Raw genomic sequence first — 18,841 nt, 5'->3', positions numbered from 1 at the left:
GCGGCCCGCGCGGGGCCGTTCCCGCTCAGCCCGCCGGGGCCCGCACGGCCGAACCGCGCACCTTCAGCTCGGGCAGCAGCTCCACCCGGCGCACCGCCTCGGGCGCCGCGCCCGTCGGCCGCCCCACCCGGTGCAGCAGCAGCTCGGCCGCCGCCCGCCCGATCGCCTCCGTCGGCGGGGCCACCGCCGTCAGGGGCGGACTGCCCAGCGCCGCCACCACGTCGTCGTAGGCCACCACCGAACAGTCCTCGGGCACCCGCACGCCGCCCTCGCGCAACTGCTGCACCAGCATCAGCGCGTCCACGTCCGCGTGCAGCACCGCGGCGGTCGCGCCGTACTCGCGCAGCACGGCGCGCAGGTCCACCAGCGACGCCTCGTGCTCGTCCGTCCCCGGCCTGCGCGTCGGGTCGGGCGCCGAGGCGGCCGCGGAGCCCGCCGTGAGCACCACGGCCCACTCCTCGATTTCCGGGCACTGTGCGGCGATCTGCGCGAAGGCGGCGCGCAGCGTGCGGGCGGTCGGGCTGTCGTCCCGCGCCGCCAGCACGATCCGCCGGTGCCCCAGCGAGACCAGGTGGTCGAGCGCCAGGTGCGCGCCGTACCAGTGGTCGCTGCACACCGAGTCGTGCGCGTGCAAGGGGGAGCCCGGCGCGGGCCTGCGCTCCATCAGCACGGCGGGTACGGGAAGTCCGGCCAGCCACTGGGCGTCGAGCGCGGCCGCTTCGGCGCCGCGCCAGCGCGGCGAGACCAGCAGGCCGCGAGCGCCCTGCTCCAACGCCTGGCGGGCCATGGCCTCTTCGGCGCCGGGATGGTGCCGGGCGATGTGCAGGGCCATCCGCACCCCGGCCTCCTCCAGGGCGGCACGGGCGCCGCGTACCGCCTCGAAGAGGTAGGAGTGGTGCTCGGGCACGATCAGCCCGACCGCCGGAGCCGAGGCGTCCACCGGCGGGGCCCCGCGCTGCTCGGGTACGGCGGACAGCGACCGCGCCACCCCGTGCCCCCGCTGCACCTCGCCCCGGCGCGCCAGCTCCTCCACGTCGCGCCGCAGGGTGACGACGGAGACGCCGAGTTCCTCAGCCAGCGCGGTGACCCGCACCTGACCCCGTGCCCGTACCGCTTCCAGCACCCTCTCCCGCCTGGCGGCGGCCCCCTCGCGCACGGCGGTATCCCTTTCGTTTGACCGTTTCTCCCTACGATACGGTCGCCCCGCGCCGGCGTCCCGGAAACCGGCGCTCCGGAAACCGGCGCTCCGGAAACCGGCGTCCCGGGAACCGGCCTCGCGCACCAGGAGCAGCCGGGCGCCCGCCCCTGGGGGTGTGTGACCGTCACCAACCCCCCCGAGGGGGTGGAAGACTCGGCGACGTGTCAGTACCTCTGGCGCCGCACCAGGTCGTGGAAGGGACCCGCGGTGTCGGCGAGCAGGGCGGCAGGGGCGCCCTCCTGCACCACGCGCCCCTCGGACATGACCAGGACGCGGTCGGCGTCCATGACGGTGGACAGCCGGTGGGCGATCACCACCCGGGTGGCCCGCAGGGCACGCGTGGACTCGGCCACCACCCGCTGGGTCTCGTTGTCCAGCGCGCTGGTCGCCTCGTCGAAGAAGAGGACGCGGGGGCGGCGCACCAGGGCCTGGGCGATCATCAAACGCTGCCGCTGGCCGCCTGAGACGGTGCCGCCGCCGTCGGACAGCACGGTGTGCAGGCCCATCGGCATGGCCTTGATGTCGTCGGCCACCCCCGCCATCCGTGCCGCCTCCCACACCTCCTCCAGCTCGAACGTCTCGGCGCCGCAGATGCACTCCAGGATGGAGCCCGCGTGCGGCTGCGCGTTCTGCAGCACCACCCCGCACTGGCGCCGCACCGCCGCCTGGTCGAGGGCGGCGAGGTCCTGCCCGTCGAAGCGGACCTCGCCCGAGGTGGGCCTCTCGAAGCCGATCAGCATGCGCAGCAGCGTCGACTTGCCGCAGCCGCTGGGCCCGACGACGGCGACGAACTCGCCGGGCCGCACCCGCAGGGTGACCCCGTCCAGCACCAACGGCCCGTCCTCGGTGTAGCGGAAGGTCACCTCGTGGGCCTCGATCAACCCGCTCAGCTCCCCTGGCCGCACGCTGCCGCCGCCTACCTCGGGCGCCTCCCGGAGCACGGGCTTGAGCTGTTCGTACATCGGCAGCGTGGCGGCGGCCGAGATCAGCGAGTTGGTCAGCTGCGTGACGGAGGTGAGCATCATCGTCATGGCCGTGGTGAAGGTGAGGAACCCGCTGGGGCTCAGGGCGCCCCGCGCGGGGCCCGCCAGCAGCACGAACAGCAGCAGCATCGCCAGCGGCAGGTAGACCGCGTTGACGACCGTGCTGAGGTTGCGGATGCGGCCCACCCGCCGCTGGAGCTCGCGGCTGCGCGCGAAGTCGGTGGCCCAGGCCGCGTACGCGAACGACTCGGCCGCCGCGACGCGCAGCTTCGGCAGCCCGCGCAGCGTCTGGAAGGCCCGGTTGTTGAGCTTGTTGTTCAGCGCCACCAACTGCCGCTGCCAGCGCAGCTGCCACAGGCCGAGCCCTGCGAACACCGCCGCGATGACGGCCAGTACGCCCAGCGCCATCAGCGCCAGCGACACGCTGTGGACCAGCAGCAGCACCAGGTTGACCGCGGCCACCGTGCCCGACTGCACCACGACGGAGCTGATGCCCGACAGCACCCGCCTGATCGAGCTGACGCCCAGCGCCGCGCTGGCCAGCTCGCCGGTGGAGCGCTCCGCGAAGAACCGGGTCGGCAGCCGCAGCAGCCGGTCCCACACGGCCGGCTGCAAGGAGGCCTCGATCCGCCCTTCGAGGCGCAGCAGCGCCGTGTTCTGCACCAGCATGAACGCCGCGGCCATCACCGTCGTCCCCACGAGCGCCGCCGCGGCCTGCGCGATGAGCCCCTTCTCCGCGTTCGGCACGTACACGCCGAGCACCTGCCCGGTGGCCACCGGCACCAGCGCGCCCAGGCCGACGGCCACCAGACCGCACGCCACCAGGGTCAGCAGGTCGCCGCGGGCGCCGTGCAGCGCGAACCGCAGCAGCCGCCGCGCGGGCAGCGGCTCCTCCGGCAGCGGGCGGTAGAACATCTGCGCCCGGGGCGCGAGCGTGGCCGCGTTCCGGCTGCCGATCCGCCACCGGCTGCCGCTGCCCGGCTGCACCGCCTCATACCGGCCGCGCCGCCACAGCAGCGCGACCGGGGCGCCGCTGGCCGCCCGCCTGCCCACCAGCGGCCCCGCGTTCTGCTTCCACCAGGTGCCCGTGAGCCGCACGGGACGGGTGCGCAGCCGCGAGTGGTGCGCCAGCCGTTCGACGGGATCCGTACGCTCCTCGGAAGGCAGGCCGTCGTCGGGGACGTGCAGCGTGACCCCCGCGGCCTCGGCGACGGCCCGGCAGACGGCCACCACGGCGTCGTCCCCACCGCCGCCGCCCGCACCGCCCTGGTGACGGCCCGCGCCGCCGAGCGAGGCGAGCAGCGCCTGGTCGGCCTCCTCGCGCACGGCCTCGCCGGCCTCGATGCCGGCGGCCGCACGGTCCTCGTGGGCGCGCTCCAGCCGCTCGATCCAGCGGTCCAGGGTCAGCAGCAGCCTCGTCAACTGGTCGACCATGTGCTGCCAGGTCGGCCCGTCGATCAACAACGCGGCGGCGTCGGTGCCGTACCGCACGCAGCCGGGGGCCAGCGGCATCCACAGGATGTCCTCATCGCCGCCGACGCCCCCGGCGCCGCCGTACGGCGCTTCGTGGGGAGACCCCTGCTGGGGCTGCCCGTCCAACGGCGCCTCGAACAGCACCCGCAGGCTCCGCCCGACGCCTCGCGCGAACGCGTCCTCCAGCGGCCCGAGCACCTGCTGCGCCCACGGATCCGCGTACCCGTCCCAGGCCAGCTCCCGCAGCGGTATCCGGCGCAGCACCCCGCCGCGCACCGGCCGCCCCACCAGGGTGTGGCGCGGGCCCTGGACCGGGCCGAGCAGCAGCGTGCCCGCCTCCAGCCTGCCCAGAAAGTGCCAGTGCCCGTCCCTGCCCGCGTCCACCGCGAAGACGTCCATCGCGCCCTCGGCCACCAGCCACAGCACGTGCGGCCCCTCCAGCGACATGCCGCTGCCGGGCGTGTGCCACACCGCCGTGCCGAGCCCCGCGAAGTGCGCGAGCACCACGTCGGCCGCGGGGGAGACCTGCTGCGGCTGCGGCTGCGGCTGCGGCTGCGGCTGCGGCGGCTGCGGCTGCGGGTGGGCCGGCTGTGCGTACGTCACCTGGTACCTCGGTTCCTGGGTCGGACTCAGTGCTCCCGCACGAGCCGCGCGTACGGCCCCTGGGCGGCCAGCAGTTCCTCGTGACGGCCCCGCTCGACGACGCTGCCCCGCTCGAGCACCACGATCTCGTCGCTGTCGCGCACGGTGCTCAGCCGGTGGGCGATCACCACGCAGGCGCAGCCGCGGCGGCGCAGGTTGTCGATGATGACGGCCTCCGTCTCGGCGTCCAGCGCACTGGTCACCTCGTCCAGCACCAGGACGCTGGGGTCGCGCACCAGGGCGCGGGCGATCTCCAGCCGCTGCCGCTGCCCGCCGGAGAAGTTGCGGCCGTCCTGCTCGACGCGGCTGCGGATGCCGCCGGGCCGCCGCGCGACGTCCTCGTGCAGTGCGGCGTCCCGCAGCGCGGCCGAAACCGCCTCGTCGGTCAGGGACGGGTCCCACAGCGCCACGTTGTCGCGCACGGTGCCCTCGAAGAGGAAGACGTCCTGGTCGACGAAGGAGACGGAGGCGGCAAGCGAGCCGCGCGGCAGGTCCTCCAGACGCTGCCCGTCGATGCGGATGGCGCCCTCCCACGGCGTGTAGAGCCCGGCCAGCAGGCGCGAGACGGTGGACTTGCCGCTGCCGGAACCGCCGACGAGCGCGAGCTGCCTGCCGGGGCCGACCGCCAGCGACAGCCCGGTCAGCAGCGGCTTGTCGAGCGGGTTGTAGCCGAAGGTGACGTTCTCCAGCGTCACGTGCCCGGCCAGCCGGCGGGTGCCGGCGGGTGGTTCGCGGCGCGTGTAGAGGGGGTCGGCGGGGAACGTCTCGACGTCCTTGAGGCGGGTGACGTCGGCGGCGAAGTCCTGGATGCGGCCCGCCACCGCGTTCAGCCGGGTCAGCGGCGCGGTGAAGCTGGTGACCAGCGCCTGGAAGGCCACCAGCAGGCCCGCCGTGATGGCACCGTCCACGGCGCGCTCTCCGCCGATCAGCAGGATCGCGGCGCTGTTGAGCGCGGCCAGCGTCGGTGCCACGACGGCGAGCGCCGCGCTGGGCACCCCCAGCCGCTGCTGCACGTCGAGGGTGGTGGCGTGCTGTCCGGCCCAGCGACGGAAGTGACCCGCCTCGCCGCCGGTCGCCTTCATCGTCTCGATGAGCTGGAGACCGCTGTAGGAGGTGTTGGTGAGCTGCGCACGGTCGGCGCGCAGCTTCTGCGTCCCCGTGGCGCGCAGTCTGATCACGATCCGCATGGCGACGACGTTCAGCAGCGCGATCCCGACGCCGATCAGCGTCAGTTGCGGGTCGTAGGTCCACAGCAGCACCGCGTACGCGACGACGACCACCGCGTCCACGCCCGCCGCCGCCAGGTCCCTGGCCAGCGTCTCGGCCACCGTGTCGTTGGACTGCAGGCGCTGTACCAGGTCGGCCGGGTTGCGCTGCGCGAAGAACGTCACGGGCAGCCGCAGCAGGTGCCGCAGGAAGCGCGCGCTGGTCAGCGTCGAGGAGATGAGCCGGGCCCGCAGCAGGTTGCCCTGCTGGATCCCGGTGAGCACCGCCGTCAGTACGAGAGCCGCGCCCATCACCGCGAACAGCACACCCAGCAGCGAGTCCTGCCCGGCGAAGACGAACGTGTCGATGTACGTACGGCTCAGCGCCGGCACCGCCGCGCCGACGACCACCAGCAGGAAACTGGCCACCACCGCGGCCAGCATCGCCCCCGACGTGCCGCGCAGCCGCGCGGGCACGGCACCCAGGACGCCCGGCTTCCGGCCGCCCTTGCGGAACGACTCGCCCGGCGCGAAGGTGAGCACCACCCCGGTGAACGCGGTGTCGAACTCCTCCATCGGCACGAAGCGGCGCCCGCGCGCCGGATCGTTGATGTGCACCCCGCGGCGCCCGAAGCGGCGGCCCATCCCGTCGAAGACGACGTAGTGGTTGAACTCCCAGAACAGCACGGCGGGCGCCCGCACCTCGGCCAGCGCCGCGGGCTCCATCTGCATGCCCTTGGCCGTCAGCCCGTAGCCGCGCGCCGCCTTCAGCAGGCTACTCGCCCGCGACCCGTCCCGGGAGACGCCGCAGGCGATCCGCAGCTCCTCCAGCGGCACATGGCGCCCGTGGTGGCCGAGCACCATGGCCAGCGCCGCGGCGCCGCACTCGACGGCCTCCATCTGGAGCACCGTGGGCGTACGGACACTCCCGCGTGCGCTGGACCTGGGCGCCTTGGCCGCGGGGCGGGCCCGGTGCTCGCTGCGGTGCCGGCTGCGCCGCGGGTCGCGGGCACGGTCGCGGTCCCGCTCTCCGGTGCGGGGCCCGGGCGGCCGGGGTGCGCCGGTCACGGCAGCAGCCAGTCGACGGGCCGCTGCGCGGCGAGGTGGACGGCGCCGCTGACCGGTGTCGCCGTCTCGAGCGTGAAGGGCGGTCCGTCCTCGCGTGACCACGCGTAGCCCGACCGGGTCGCCGACGAGCGTTCCAGGGAGACCAGCACGGCGCGGGGCTTGCCGCCGCGGGTGAACCGCTCGGCGAGCTCGCGGTCGCCCAAGAAGCCGCTGATCTGCTGTGCGGTACGCGGCACGCGCCCGACGGCCTCGACGGTGCCGCGCAGGTGCCCGAACCGGTCGGCGGGCGCCGAGCCGACACTCAGGTCGACGGTGGCTCCCACCGGGAGAGCCGCCCCCTTGTCGGCGGGGACGTAGAGCATCGCGACGAGAGGGTCGTCCGCGCTCCTGACCCGCTCGACGGTGGCCACGTCCGCACCTGTGGTGACGACCGAACCGATCTCGGCGGCCAGCGAGGTGACACGGCCACGCGCCACCGTGCGCACCGCCCGCACGCCGCGGTCGGTCCGCACGCTCACCACGGCCGCGTCGTCCGCGACCGTCTCGCCCTCCTTCACGTGCACGGCGGTCACCTGGCCCGCGACCGGGCTCTGCAGCACGTAGCTGCCCTCCGCGTGGGTGAGTACGCCGGGCGCGGTCAGCTTGGAGGAGACCGTGCCGGTGACCGCCCACACGCAGCCGGCCGCCATCACGAGCAGGGTGACCAGGAGGACGAGCAGGCCCTGCGGCCGTGCGAACCGCACCGGAACGTCGAGTTCTTCCGGCGACTGCAGTTTTGCCAGCGCCTTTTTCCGGAACTCCACGTCACCTTTCCTTCACTGTTTCACCGAAGTCGGCCACAGGGCGGGCGACAACGGCGCATGACCGTAACACATAAGCCCCGGAACGAGTCCGGGGCTTATGGTTCGGGCCCGCGTCACCGGAATGACGAGCGGTTCCGGTACGGCGCGGTGAAGGTGCCGGTCAGTGACACGCTGATGTCAGCCGATGACACCTTTATTTCGCCGGGCGGCCGGCTCAGGACTGGGCGCCCAGGGTGACGCCGACGCTGGGCAGGCCGTCGGTGCTGACGCCGTTGACGGTGTTGCCGACCAGGCCTTCCACGCCGCCGACGGTCGCGCCGGCCTCACTCACGGCCTCGTTGAGGATGCCGCCGGAAACGGCGTCCAGCTCGGCGTCGGCAAGCTCGGCGGTCTCGATGTGGTGACGCATGAATGCGTTTCCCTTCATTGCTTCCGGTTTTATGAGGGGGAATCACCCCAGGCGGCATGAATAACCGCTCGGGGCGCTCATCAGCCGGGCCAGGACAGGCCTGGAAAAACGGGCACATCCGAAACCGGTAGCAGCGGTTCCGCCCGACTGTGCGAAGAGCAGAACACGTCAGTCAGGCCGCTCGCCACTTGAGGGACCAGCCGTCTCAAGATCTCCACATGGTGCACCCGACGTTTATGGACCGGCACACCCTCTTCTTGACGGCTCCCCGCCGTGTCCCTACCTTCACTCAGGACAAGGGACGTCCTACCTCTGGCAGTTGGGGTCACTCGATGCCGCACGAGAGTTCCGTACCGTTCCGCGCCGGAAGCGAGGGCTACGCCGCCTTCCGGATCCCCGCACTCGTGAAGGCGCCCGACGGCGCCCTCCTCGCCTTCGCCGAAGGACGTGCCGACTCCGCCGACGACAGCGGCGACATCGACATCGTCCTCAAACGCTCCACGGACGGCGGCCGCACCTGGGGCCCGCTCCTCGCCGCCGCCACCAACGGCGACGGCACCGCGGGCAACCCCGCCCCGGTCGCCCTCGACGACGGCCGCGTCCTCCTCGTCCACGTCCGCGCCGCGGCCGACGCCACGGAAGAACGCATCCGCCGCGGCGAGGTCGCAGACCAGGACGGCCGCCGCGTCTGGCTCCAGCACAGTGAGGACGGCGGGCACGCCTGGAGCGCGCCCCGCGAGATCACCGGCGCCGCCAAGGACCCCGCATGGCGCTGGTACGCCACCACACCTGGGCACGCACTCCAACTGGCGACCGGACCCGCGACCGGCAGGATCGTCGTCCCCGCCAACCACTCCACCCCTCCCACCGCGCCCGGCGACGACGGCACCGAAGGCCGCTACAACGGCGGCCACGACCTGCTCAGCGACGACGGCGGCGCCACCTGGCGGATCGGCTACCGCGACGACGACCCCGACGGCCGCATCAACGTCAACGAGACCACCGCGGCCGAACTGCCCGACGGCACGGTCTACTTCAACACCCGCAACGACTCCAGCCTCCCCGCCCACCGCGCCGACGCCCGCTCCACCGACGGCGGCGCGACACTGACCGCGCCCTTCGCCCCCCAGGACGGCCTCACCACCCCCGTCGTCCAAGCCGGCGTCCTGCACCTGGGCGACCCCGACCTCCTCCTCTTCTCCGCACCGTCGAACCCCCGCACCCGCCACCGCATGGCAGTACGCGCCAGCACCGACGGCGGCGCCACTTGGCGCGAGGCCCACACCGTGGACAAGCGCCCGGCCGCCTACAGCGACCTCGTACGGGCGGACGACCACACCGTCGGCCTCCTCTACGAGACGGGCGAGGACAGTGCCTACGAGACACTCACCTTCCGCCGCATCCCGATCGAAGCCCTCGCCACACCGACCTGACCACCCCCTCCCGACCTGTCCCACACACCTGCCTGTGCGCCCCCACATGAGCGGTCGTGGGCACGTGTGGCCGACCCGCCGCGGGCCGACTGAGCCCGCTGGCCGCGGGGCGGCCCATGGGCGGCCGCCTCCGCCCGCCAGCCGCGCCGGGCCACCGGCCGCCAGCCGCGCACGTTCGCATGGTCGGGTCGCCGGTCGACGGCCATGCGCGTCTGTGTGGTCGGGCTGCCGCTGGGCGGCTGTGCTCGCTGGCTGCGGGGTGGGCCAGGGGCGGACGGCTCCGCCCGCCCGCCTCGGCGGGCCACCGGCCAACGGCCGCGCCCGCCGGCCTGCTCGGGCCACCTGCCGCCAGTCGCGCACGTTCGCGTGGTCGGGTCGCCGGCCGCCAGCCGCGCACGCCCGCGTGGTCGGGTCGCTGGCCGACGGCCATGCGCGTCTGTGTGGTCGGGCTGCCGCCGGGTGGCTGTGCCCGCTGGTTGCGGGCGGGCCGGGGGCGGTCGGCTCCGCCCGCCCGCCTCGGCGGGCCGCCGGCCGCCGGCCGCGCACGCCCGCGTGGTCGGGCTGCCGCCGGGCGGTTGTGCTCGCTGGTTGCGGGTGGGCCAGGGGCGGTCGGCTCCGCCTGCCCACCCGCCTTGGCGGGCCACCGGCCAACGGCCGCGCACGTCGGCCTGCTCGGGCCGCCGTCCGCTGGCCACGCACGCCCGTCTGCTCGGGCCATCGGCCGCTGGCCGCGCATGCGCTCGGGGCGCCGACTGCACACGCCCCCGTGATCGGACCGCCGGCCGACGGCCACGCCCGTCTGTGTGATCGGGCCGCCGCTGGGCGGCTGTGCCCGCTGGCCGCGGGGCGGGCCATGGGCGGTCGGCTCCGCCCGCCCACCCGCTCCGGCGGGCCGCGGACCGTGGACCGCCGGCCGCGCAGGCCCGCCCGCTCGGGCCGCCGGCCGACGGCTACGCTCCCCGGATGCACACCGTGCGGATCACGACCCGTAACGCCCGTTTCCAGCAGTGGCACGCCCTCCTGGCCAACCGCACCAAGCGGCAACGCGGCCGGGAGTTCCTCGTCCAGGGCGTACGCCCCCTCACGCTGGCCGTCGAACACGGCTGGCCGCTCACCGCCCTCCTCCACCCGGCGGGCCGCCGCCTCACCGACTGGGCGCGCTCTCTCCTGGAGGCGCCCGACGTGCCCGGCGACCGCGTCGCCATGGCCCCCGAGCTCCTCGCCGAACTGAGCGAACGCGAGGAGGGCGACGCCGAACTGGTCGGCGTGGCCCGTATGCCCGACGACGACCTGGCCCGCATCCCCGTCGGCCCCTCCTTCCTCGGCGTCCTCTTCGACCGCCCCACCAGCCCCGGCAACATCGGCACACTCATCCGCTCAGCAGACGCTTTCGGTGCCGACGGACTCGTCGTCACCGGCCACGCCGCCGACGTCTACGACCCCAAGTCCGTCCGCGCCTCCACCGGATCCCTCTTCTCCCTCCCCGCCGTCCGCGTCCCCTCGCCCCGCGACCTCGACGCCTGGCTGGCGGACCACGACATCACCCTCGTCGGCACCGACGAAGCCGGCGACGACCTCCTCCACGACACCGACCTGACAGGACCGACCCTCCTCCTGATCGGCAACGAGACGACCGGCCTCAGCAACGCCTGGCGCGACCGCTGCCACCGCACCGCCCGCATCCCCATGCACGGCGCCGCCAGTTCCCTCAACGCCGCCAACGCCGCCACGGCCGTCCTCTACGAGGCAGCCCGCCAACGCCACATGGCCGGCCGCACCGGAGCCCCGTAGTCCGTAAGGCACCGGCCGGCAACGGTTGACGCCGGGTGTCCGGGGGACTGTATGGTCACCCTTCGTTACGGTACGCACCGACGTGGACACACCCCGCGGTGCGCGAACACGGGGGATCGAGTTCGCCGACGACTGGGGGGAAGGCATGTCCTTCGAACAGGAATGGTCCCGCGCGAGTGAGACCGCCATGCGACTCAACGGGGCCGAGAGGGCACCGACCGGGGGCGGAGGCAGGGCGGACCTGGTCGTCACGCCCTCAGACAAGGCAGCCGCTGCCAAGTTCATCAGGGAAGACCTCGGCCCGGCGGCCACCTACGAGGGCGGCAAGGCGACACTCGCCTCGACCAGCGTCTTCGGCAGCAGCAACACGACCCACGGCGTCCTGCGCGGCTGGGACACCCGCAAAGGCCTGGACTTCTGCCTGGAACGCTGGGGCGAGGCGTGGCAGAAGATCTCCCACCGCCTACGTGGCGAGATGAACGCCCTGTACGGCACCAAGACCGCGTTCGAAGTCTCGGAGGCCGACCGGGTCCGCAGCCTCAACGAGGCTCTCGAGCCGGTGCACGGCAGCCGTCTCAACGACCTGTGAGGCGGACGACGTGGAACTGACCTACCACGACATCATGAACGCCGACTTCTCCTCCCTCTCCGAAACAGCCAAGAACTGGCGCATCCTCAGGGACCGCTGCGACATCTTCCACGACGCCTACCACGGCAACGTCCGCAAGAAGCTCAAAGGCTGGTCGGGAGAGTCGGCGGACGCCTTCTGGAAGTCGTCGAAGATCACCGCGCACGAGTTCGCCGCGGCCAAGAAGCAGGCGGGAAAGATCGCGGACCTGCTGGACGACTGCCACCACCGGCTCACCGCCGCCCGCGAACACCTCAAGAAGGTCCGCGACCAAGCCGTCCACGAGGGCGGCATGAAGGTCGACGCGTACGGCAAGTGCAACCTCGACACCAGCGGCATGACGAGCGGCGAGGCGCAGAGCGCGCTGCGCGACCCCGGCCGCGCCGACGAGGAAACCAAGTGGAACGGCCGCATCAGGGACGCGGTCAAACACGTCGACGACGTGGACTACGAGAACATGCTCACCCTCAAGGCCGCCGCCACGGACAAGGACGGCAAGGGCGAGGACGGCGGGTTCAACAGCGCGGCCGCCGGGGATGTCGAGAAGTACGCCGGCAAGCGCGCCGCCGACCTGATCGAACGCCTCGACTCGCGCGAAGGGGACGGCGGACTGAGCCCCGCGGAACGGCACGAACTGCAGGTACTTCTCCGCACGGATCCCGAGGACAAGCAGTTCAGCCGCACCCTGCTCAACTCGCTGCAGCCCGACGGGCTCATCGATGCGACGAACCAGCTGAACGCGTTGGCCTACCGCGTCGACAAGGACAACCAGGGCGTCTACCTGGGCATGGAGAAATCGCTGGCCACGTCGCTCGCCTCGGCGACGAGAGTCCCGGTGTTCCGCGACGGGGAGGGCAAGAAGGTCAAGCTGAGTTCACCGGAGTACGGCAAGAAGTACACAGCCTGGCTCGCCAGTCGGGACGGTGCCTTCTACGACAAGTGGCGCGAGGGCATGCGAAAAGCGGGCGCCGACGAGTGGTCCTACGAGTTGCGGGACGTCGGTGGTGTCGGCGGCAGTTCCTACCATGGCCGCGGCTATCAGAGCCTGATCACCCTCATGAAGCACGGCGACGGCTACTCCCCGCAGATGCTCTACGACCTGGGCGACGACATCCGTGCCGCAGAGGAAAAGGATTCCGACATCTGGGACCACGGAGGATTCGACAAGGGAGTCTCCGAAGGAAGTCTTCTTCCGGAGATGAGGAACAGCACCTTCGAGAACGATCCCTATGACGGTCTTCTGAAGATCATGTCGAAGGACCCGGAGACCGCCGCGGGTTACCTGGATCCCGCCTCCGACGCAGACCTGAGTGACGACGAGGTCGACAAGAACGACCGTATGGAGTACCTCGTCCACGACCGGGACTGGAAGATCGTCGATACCGGTCGCTACGACGATCACGGCAAACTCGACAAGGACGCTCGGGAAGGTTTCGAGGCCGCGCTGAAGGCCGGCGCCACGGGACGCCTCCCGGATGCCGTGGTGACCAAGGACGCTCCGCTGCACTCGGCTGAGAACGCCGGTGTCATGGAAGAAGCCGTGCGGGTTTTCGGCGGTCCTGCCGGGGACGGCGAAGTCTCACCGCTCGCCAAGGGAGAGGACTTCACCGGATTCCGCGGAACGCTCGGCGAGATGATCGCCGACTACCCCGGCGACGTGCAGCGAGAGATGTACGGTGACGATGACCTCCCCGTAAGAGGTCACGCGGCGAACTTCGACGTGGGCGCACTTCACGAGTACCTGAACCAGGTGGGACGCGACCCGTACGGGTACGGGGTGGTTCAGGCATCCCAGCAGATGTACACAGTGGAGCACTTGCAGGCAGTGATGCGCGACCTCCCTCATGGAGCCGATGCCAGCGATGTCCGCGACTATGTCGGCGACGCCGTAGCGGGCGGGGCATATGTCAACGGAGTTCTCAGTGAGGCTAGAGCGGACGCGCTGTTTGACGACAAGGTCGCGGAGGCCAGGGACTTCAACGAGAAGGCGGAAGAAGCGAGCGAGTGGGTGAACAGATTTGTAGGTCTCGGGACCGGAAACCTGGGAGGCGACGGAGGGGGCGGGGCCCTTGTGTCAACTCCGGTTGGTTGGGCTCAGGAGGAACTGTCTTCCGCGATTGTGGAGCATATCAAGAGGGACCTGCCCCAAGAGGCGGCGAAGGGCGAGGCGGAAAGTAAATATAATTTCACGAGCACTCAGGAGAGTGTGAGGGATTTTTACCGGGGCTGGGCTGAAGACTTTGGCAGGGACTCGGGCCTGAGAGCGGAAATCCTTGAAGGGGCGATTGCCGGTGCGCGAAGGGAGTCCATTGCCGGGTTCCAGGACGGCGCAGGAACGTCTCGCGGCCACGCGACTGTCGAGCCCACAGAGTAGGCTGACAATGAATCGGTTTTCGCACGGTGGACGATGTATCCGAGTGTTCGCCCTTCTGGCCTGCTGCGTCGTGCTTGTTTCCGCGTGCGCTCACCAGCCGGAGCGGGAATACGCTGTTCCTGACACCTTCTGCGGGCTGAATCTACCGAAAAAGAGTTACTCTGCTCTTTTTGGTCCGGGTGAAAGACTGTCGCGACAGGACAAGCAGAACGACTTGGGGAGTTTGCGGGTGGCTGCCCAAGGGTGCACGTACCTGGTCGATGGATTGCCTGTCGTTTCGCTGTCCGGAAACTGGGTAAAAAAGGGAGACGAGGTAGAGCCCTCGACTCCTTTTGAGGTGATCGAGTCCTACGGTGCTCGGAACACGTCACGTGAATACGCAGGCCGCTACGATGTGGCCACCTGGTCTGGCGGCGCCGTCGCTGCTGTGGATTGTTCACGCCCCGAAGGTGGCCTGCACGCTGATTTCACCAGGTTCATCCTCGATGTCCACGCTAATGACACCCCGCTCACTGACGATCCCGACCGTTCCCGAAAAGTGTTTGGTGATCTGGCCCAATCTGCCATGACCGAGGTGGCAAGCGAGTTCCACTGCGAGGGGCAGTGACCATGCGCTGCCTTGTGGACCTGTCTGTCCTTTCCGGCTGTGCGGTTCGGGGATGCCGAAGAGGAATTACGCTCCGCTGTTCGGGTCCGCCTAGACGGCCACCCGTGACGATCACTACGTGAACCTGGGAAGCAAAATGGCACCCTCGCAGGGGTGTTACTAGAGGTCGACGGCATACGCACGGCATACGTCTCGGGAGAATAAGGGGTTCTCGGCAACCCGACAGGGGCGGTCTCTGACGGGTGCGGGTCCGATTGTGGCCTAGTTCTGCGGTGCCAGCGTGCGAAGGACGTCGAACTCGTTGCCCTCGGGATCTGCCATGACCACCCAGTTCCGGTCTGGGCCCTGGCCCACGTCCGTCCTGGTGGCGCCGAGGCCGAGCAGTCTGGTCACCTCGTCCTCGGTGCTGCCGTCGATCGGGCTGACATCGAGGTGAAGCCGGTTCTTCACGGTCTTGCCCTCGGGCACCTGAATGAACAGCAGGGTGGGCGGCATCTGGCGGGCCAGGACGTCCTCGACGGTCGGTCCCCAGGAGCCGATCTCGACCTTGCCCTCGCTCCGGTCGATCACCTTGAAGTCCAGGACTTCGCACCAGAAGGCCGCGAGCCTCTCCGGATCCTGGCAGTCAACGGCCAACTCGGTGAACCTACTTGTCATGACTCTCCCAGGCAGTGCGGACGAGGCTCAGAGTATGCCGCCCGTCCGACCGATCCGAGATCTGCCTGTCTGGGGACAAGAAGCCGTCATGGACACGAGCCCGCCGACGGACCCGGGAAGTTACCGCGCACAGTCGACCCCCACGACGGCCCCCTTCCCCACGCGGCGACCTCGTATCGTCCGGGGCCGTGACGGAGCTGTCGTGCGCGGACGGGTGAGGGGCAGGTGGGGGCGTGATCACCTTCACGGTGGCTGTCGGCCGCGCGCGGCGCGGAAGGTGGCAGTATGCGGCGTATGAATGCAGCTGCCTCTGACGCCGCCGGCAACACCGCACCGAAGAAGGACCCGTGGGACCTGCCTGATGTGTCCGGGATGACCGTCGGGGTGCTCGGCGGGACCGGGGACCAGGGGCGGGGGCTGGCGTACCGGCTGGCCCGGGGCGGCATGGCCGTCACCGTCGGCTCGCGGGCCGCGGAGCGGGCCCGGCAGGCGGCCGGGGAGATCGGGCACGGCGTCGAGGGTGCCGACAACGCCGAGTGCGCGCGCCGCTCCGACATCGTCATCGTCGCCGTCCCGTGGGAGGGCCACGCCAAGACCATCGAGTCGCTGCGCGAGGAGCTGCGCGGCAAGCTGGTCGTGGACTGCGTGAACCCCCTCGGCTTCGACAAGAAGGGCGCCTACGCGCTGGTCCCGGAGGAGGGCAGTGCGGCCGAGCAGGCCGCGGCGCTGCTGCCGGAGTCGCGGGTCACCGCGGCCTTCCACCACCTGTCCGCGGTGCTGCTCTCCGATCCGGAGGTCGAGGAGATCGCCACGGACGTGATGGTGCTGGGCGAGAAGCGCGCGGACTGCGAGATCGTGCAGGCGCTCGCCGCCCGTATCCCCGGGATGCGGGGCGTCTTCGCGGGCCGGCTTCGCAACGCTCACCAGGTCGAGTCGCTGGTGGCCAACCTCATCTCCGTCAACCGCCGCTACAAGGCGCACGCGGGCGTCCGTCTCACCGACATCTGAGCCGCCGCGCACGCAACGACGGCGGGGAGTACGGACACAGATACGAATACGGGCGCGGGCATGGGTGCGGGTGCGGGTGGGGTGGGGAAGCGCAGAATCCCCGGCGGCGGTCTGACGGTCGCCGCCGTGGTGGCGGCCGTCCTCGCGGCGTGCTCGGGTTACGGCGGTGCGAAGGACGAGCATGGGGGCGGCGAGGAGAGGAAGCCGGCCCGGTCGCCGCTGAGCGTCGGCGCCCTGCGGAAGCTGGCGGCCGAGCCCGGTACCAGCTGTCCCGTGCCCTACGACGTGCCTGCCGCGCTGCGTGCCGCCGGCGTGGAGGCCGATCGCGTCGAGTCGGGGTCCGTGGACGGCGAGTTGCCCGACGACCTCGATACCCCGCTGGCGCGGGCGGACGGCGCACTCGTCGGCTGCGGCTACCGCGTCGGCGCCGAGCGGGCCCGCCTGTTCACGGTGGGCGTGGCCCGGGGGTACGCGGTCGACGTCATGTTGCCGCAGATCCAGCACGACGCCCGGATGGGGCGGGACGTGCTGCGCCGGTACGCGGAGGAGGTCCACGAGGCCGAGCCCGGCGACGCTCCGCTTGTCGTGCCCGGCGGCAACGTCGCCGCTGTCCGGCTTCCGGTGGCCGGCGGCGGGGACATGGCCCTGGTGGTCACGGTCGGCGACGACGGCAGGACCCGGTTGTCCCGCCACCGGGTCGGCGCCCTGACGCGGAACCTGGCCCACCAGGCCCGCCTGACCCACCAGGCTCACCAGACACACAGCTGAGGCCCCTCGTCCGGATCGCCCTCGTGGGGATCGCCTCCGGCGGAGGCAGGACCCGGGCTCCCGCACGGCCCCGCCCCGCACGGGCCCGCACGGGCCCGCACGGCAGCACGTATCAGCCGCGGGGGTGCGGGAACCCGCTGTCGTCGGACATGCGGGTCACGCGTGCCCCGCCCATGATGGGGTGAGCGGTGAACCGGCCACAGGGGCGTGCGCGCCCGCCAGGAGGCACGGATGGGACAGGAGCCGGCGCCCGCCACCGGGCGGACCGGGGCGAGCGGGACGACGGCGAACGGTGACGGCGCGAACGGGGCAGGCGGCGCACGCGGCGCTCACGGTGCGGGTGACGAGGCGTACACGCCTGACCCACGGCGCTGGAAGGCGCTGTCGGTGTGCCTGCTGGTCGGCTTCATGTCGCTGCTGGACGTCTCGATCGTGAACGTCGCGCTTCCCGCGATCGAGCAGGGGCTCGGGGCTTCCGAGTCCGCCCTCTCGTGGGTGGTGTCGGGGTACGCGCTGACCTTCGGTCTCGTGCTGGTGCCCTCGGGGCGGATCGGTGACGCGCTGGGCCGCCGTACGGCCTTCCTCGGCGGGCTCGTCCTGTTCACCGCCGCGTCGATGGCCTGCGGTTTCGCGCAGGGGCCCACGTGGCTGGTGATCGCGCGGCTGAGCCAGGGCGTCGGGGGCGGCCTGATCATGCCGCAGATCTCCGGCATGATCCAGCAGCTCTTCCGGGGGGCCGAGCGCGGCAGGGCGTTCGGGCTGCTGGGCTCCACGATCGGTCTGTCGACGGCTGTCGGGCCGCTGCTGGGCGGGCTGCTGATCCAGGCTTTCGGCGCGTCCGAGGGCTGGCGGTGGGTCTTCTTCGTCAATCTGCCCATCGGGGTGGTGGCCTTTCTCCTGGCCCTGCGCCTGGTGCCGCCCGCGTGCGCGGAGCGCGACATGGCGCACCGGCAGTCGCTCGATCCGGTCGGCGTCCTGCTGCTGGGGGCCGGGGTGATCGCCGTGATGCTGCCGCTGGTGCAGGAGCGGCAGTGGCACGGTCAGAGCAAGTGGCTGCTCGTCCCGCTGGGCATCCTGCTCGCCGTGGCGTTCCTGTGGTGGGAGCGCAGGTATCCGCGGCGCGGCAAGGCGCCTCTGGTGGACCTGCGGCTGTTCAGCGAGCGGTCGTACTCGCTGGGCGCGCTGCTGGGGCTGCTCTACTTCGCCGGCTTCACGACGATCTTCTTCATCTTCACGCTCTTCCTGCAGAACGGGATGCGCTACAGCGCCCTCCAGGCGGGGCTGACGCTGACGCCGTTCGCTGTCGGCTCCGCGGTTTCGGCCGCTGTCGGGGGTCGTTTCATCACCCGTGTCGGGCGTCCTTTGATCGCCGCCGGTCTCGTCCTGGTGCTGCTGGGGCTCGGGGGCGCGAGCCTCGCCGTGCACGAGGTGCAGAACAGCGCCGTCGGCTGGGCTCTGGTGGGGCCGATGCTGTGTGCCGGGTTCGGCTCGGGGCTGGTGATCTCCCCGAACCAGACGCTCGCCCTGCAGTCGGTGCCCGTCGCGCAGGGGGGTGCCGCGGGAGGCGTCATCCAGACCGGTCAGCGGATCGGCTCCGCCGCCGGGATCGCCGCTGTCGGTGCGGTCTTCTTCGCCTGGCTCGCCAGCAGCCGCAACTGGGCGACGGCGCTGGACTACGGGCTGCTCACGGCGCTGTGCTTCGTCGCGGCCGCGCTGGTGGTGGCCCTGGTGGACGTGGTGTACGGGCGGCGGCTGGCCCGCCGTGAGGGGTGAGGGAGAATGGCGGGCGCACAC

14 protein-coding genes are annotated in these 18,841 nt (G+C 71.7%); 8 read left to right on the top strand and 6 right to left on the bottom strand.

The annotated features are described in order from the left end of the window. Positions 1-25: 25 nt before the first annotated feature. The 5 genes from MMF93_RS09575 to MMF93_RS09555 all read right to left on the bottom strand — a co-directional run bounded on the left by MMF93_RS09575 (position 26) and on the right by MMF93_RS09555 (position 7,781). Positions 26-1,156, bottom strand: a complete 1,131-nt coding sequence (locus MMF93_RS09575; protein WP_242750766.1) for a substrate-binding domain-containing protein — start codon at positions 1,154-1,156, stop codon at positions 26-28. Between the two features lie 206 nt (positions 1,157-1,362). Beyond that, positions 1,363-4,161 (bottom strand): NHLP bacteriocin export ABC transporter permease/ATPase subunit, encoded by a 2,799-nt coding sequence (locus tag MMF93_RS09570; RefSeq protein WP_242757411.1) that lies wholly within the window; start codon positions 4,159-4,161, stop codon positions 1,363-1,365. A gap of 122 nt (positions 4,162-4,283) precedes the next feature. Further along, positions 4,284-6,401, bottom strand: coding sequence for an NHLP family bacteriocin export ABC transporter peptidase/permease/ATPase subunit (locus MMF93_RS09565; protein WP_242757410.1), 2,118 nt, complete (start codon positions 6,399-6,401; stop codon positions 4,284-4,286). 164 nt (positions 6,402-6,565) lie between these two features. Further along, positions 6,566-7,372, bottom strand: coding sequence for a biotin/lipoyl-containing protein (locus MMF93_RS09560; RefSeq protein WP_242750765.1), 807 nt, complete (start codon positions 7,370-7,372; stop codon positions 6,566-6,568). A 214-nt stretch (positions 7,373-7,586) separates the two neighbouring features. After that, complete coding sequence (locus MMF93_RS09555; protein WP_242750764.1) at positions 7,587-7,781, bottom strand: hypothetical protein; 195 nt, start codon at positions 7,779-7,781, stop codon at positions 7,587-7,589. A 332-nt stretch (positions 7,782-8,113) separates the two neighbouring features. On the opposite strand from MMF93_RS09555, the gene MMF93_RS09550 reads away from it, so the two are divergent. The 5 genes from MMF93_RS09550 (at position 8,114) to MMF93_RS09530 (ending at position 14,614) form a co-directional block, all read left to right on the top strand. Next, positions 8,114-9,214: a sialidase family protein gene (locus MMF93_RS09550; protein ID WP_242750763.1), complete on the top strand. Its 1,101-nt coding sequence runs from the start codon at positions 8,114-8,116 to the stop codon at positions 9,212-9,214. Between the two features lie 963 nt (positions 9,215-10,177). Next, positions 10,178-11,005, top strand: coding sequence for a TrmH family RNA methyltransferase (locus tag MMF93_RS09545; RefSeq protein ID WP_242750762.1), 828 nt, complete (start codon positions 10,178-10,180; stop codon positions 11,003-11,005). A gap of 82 nt (positions 11,006-11,087) precedes the next feature. Beyond that, positions 11,088-11,594, top strand: coding sequence for a hypothetical protein (locus MMF93_RS09540; protein WP_242750761.1), 507 nt, complete (start codon positions 11,088-11,090; stop codon positions 11,592-11,594). Positions 11,595-11,604: 10 nt separating this feature from the next. Further along, positions 11,605-14,007 (top strand): DUF6571 family protein, encoded by a 2,403-nt coding sequence (locus MMF93_RS09535; RefSeq protein ID WP_242750760.1) that lies wholly within the window; start codon positions 11,605-11,607, stop codon positions 14,005-14,007. Positions 14,008-14,050: 43 nt separating this feature from the next. Continuing rightward, positions 14,051-14,614 (top strand): hypothetical protein, encoded by a 564-nt coding sequence (locus MMF93_RS09530; protein ID WP_242750759.1) that lies wholly within the window; start codon positions 14,051-14,053, stop codon positions 14,612-14,614. 261 nt (positions 14,615-14,875) lie between these two features. Here MMF93_RS09530 and MMF93_RS09525 read toward each other — a convergent pair whose 3' ends face one another. Then, on the bottom strand, positions 14,876-15,271 hold the full coding sequence (locus MMF93_RS09525; RefSeq protein WP_242750758.1) for a VOC family protein: 396 nt from the start codon (positions 15,269-15,271) through the stop codon (positions 14,876-14,878). A gap of 294 nt (positions 15,272-15,565) precedes the next feature. Here MMF93_RS09525 and npdG point away from each other — a divergent pair, with 294 nt between their 5' ends. The 3 genes from npdG to MMF93_RS09510 all read left to right on the top strand — a co-directional run bounded on the left by npdG (position 15,566) and on the right by MMF93_RS09510 (position 18,820). After that, positions 15,566-16,279, top strand: coding sequence for an NADPH-dependent F420 reductase (npdG, locus tag MMF93_RS09520; protein WP_423835387.1), 714 nt, complete (start codon positions 15,566-15,568; stop codon positions 16,277-16,279). Between the two features lie 81 nt (positions 16,280-16,360). Then, a complete protein-coding gene (locus tag MMF93_RS33335; RefSeq protein WP_274709440.1) occupies positions 16,361-17,047 on the top strand; it encodes a hypothetical protein in 687 nt (228 codons plus the stop codon). Between the two features lie 231 nt (positions 17,048-17,278). Next, a complete protein-coding gene (locus tag MMF93_RS09510; RefSeq protein WP_242750756.1) occupies positions 17,279-18,820 on the top strand; it encodes an MFS transporter in 1,542 nt (513 codons plus the stop codon). Positions 18,821-18,841 lie beyond the last annotated feature (21 nt).

Source organism: Streptomyces tubbatahanensis (genome assembly GCF_022699385.1).
GTDB classification, from domain to species: domain Bacteria; phylum Actinomycetota; class Actinomycetes; order Streptomycetales; family Streptomycetaceae; genus Streptomyces; species Streptomyces diacarni.
This window is presented reverse-complemented; position numbering and strand designations above follow the sequence as displayed.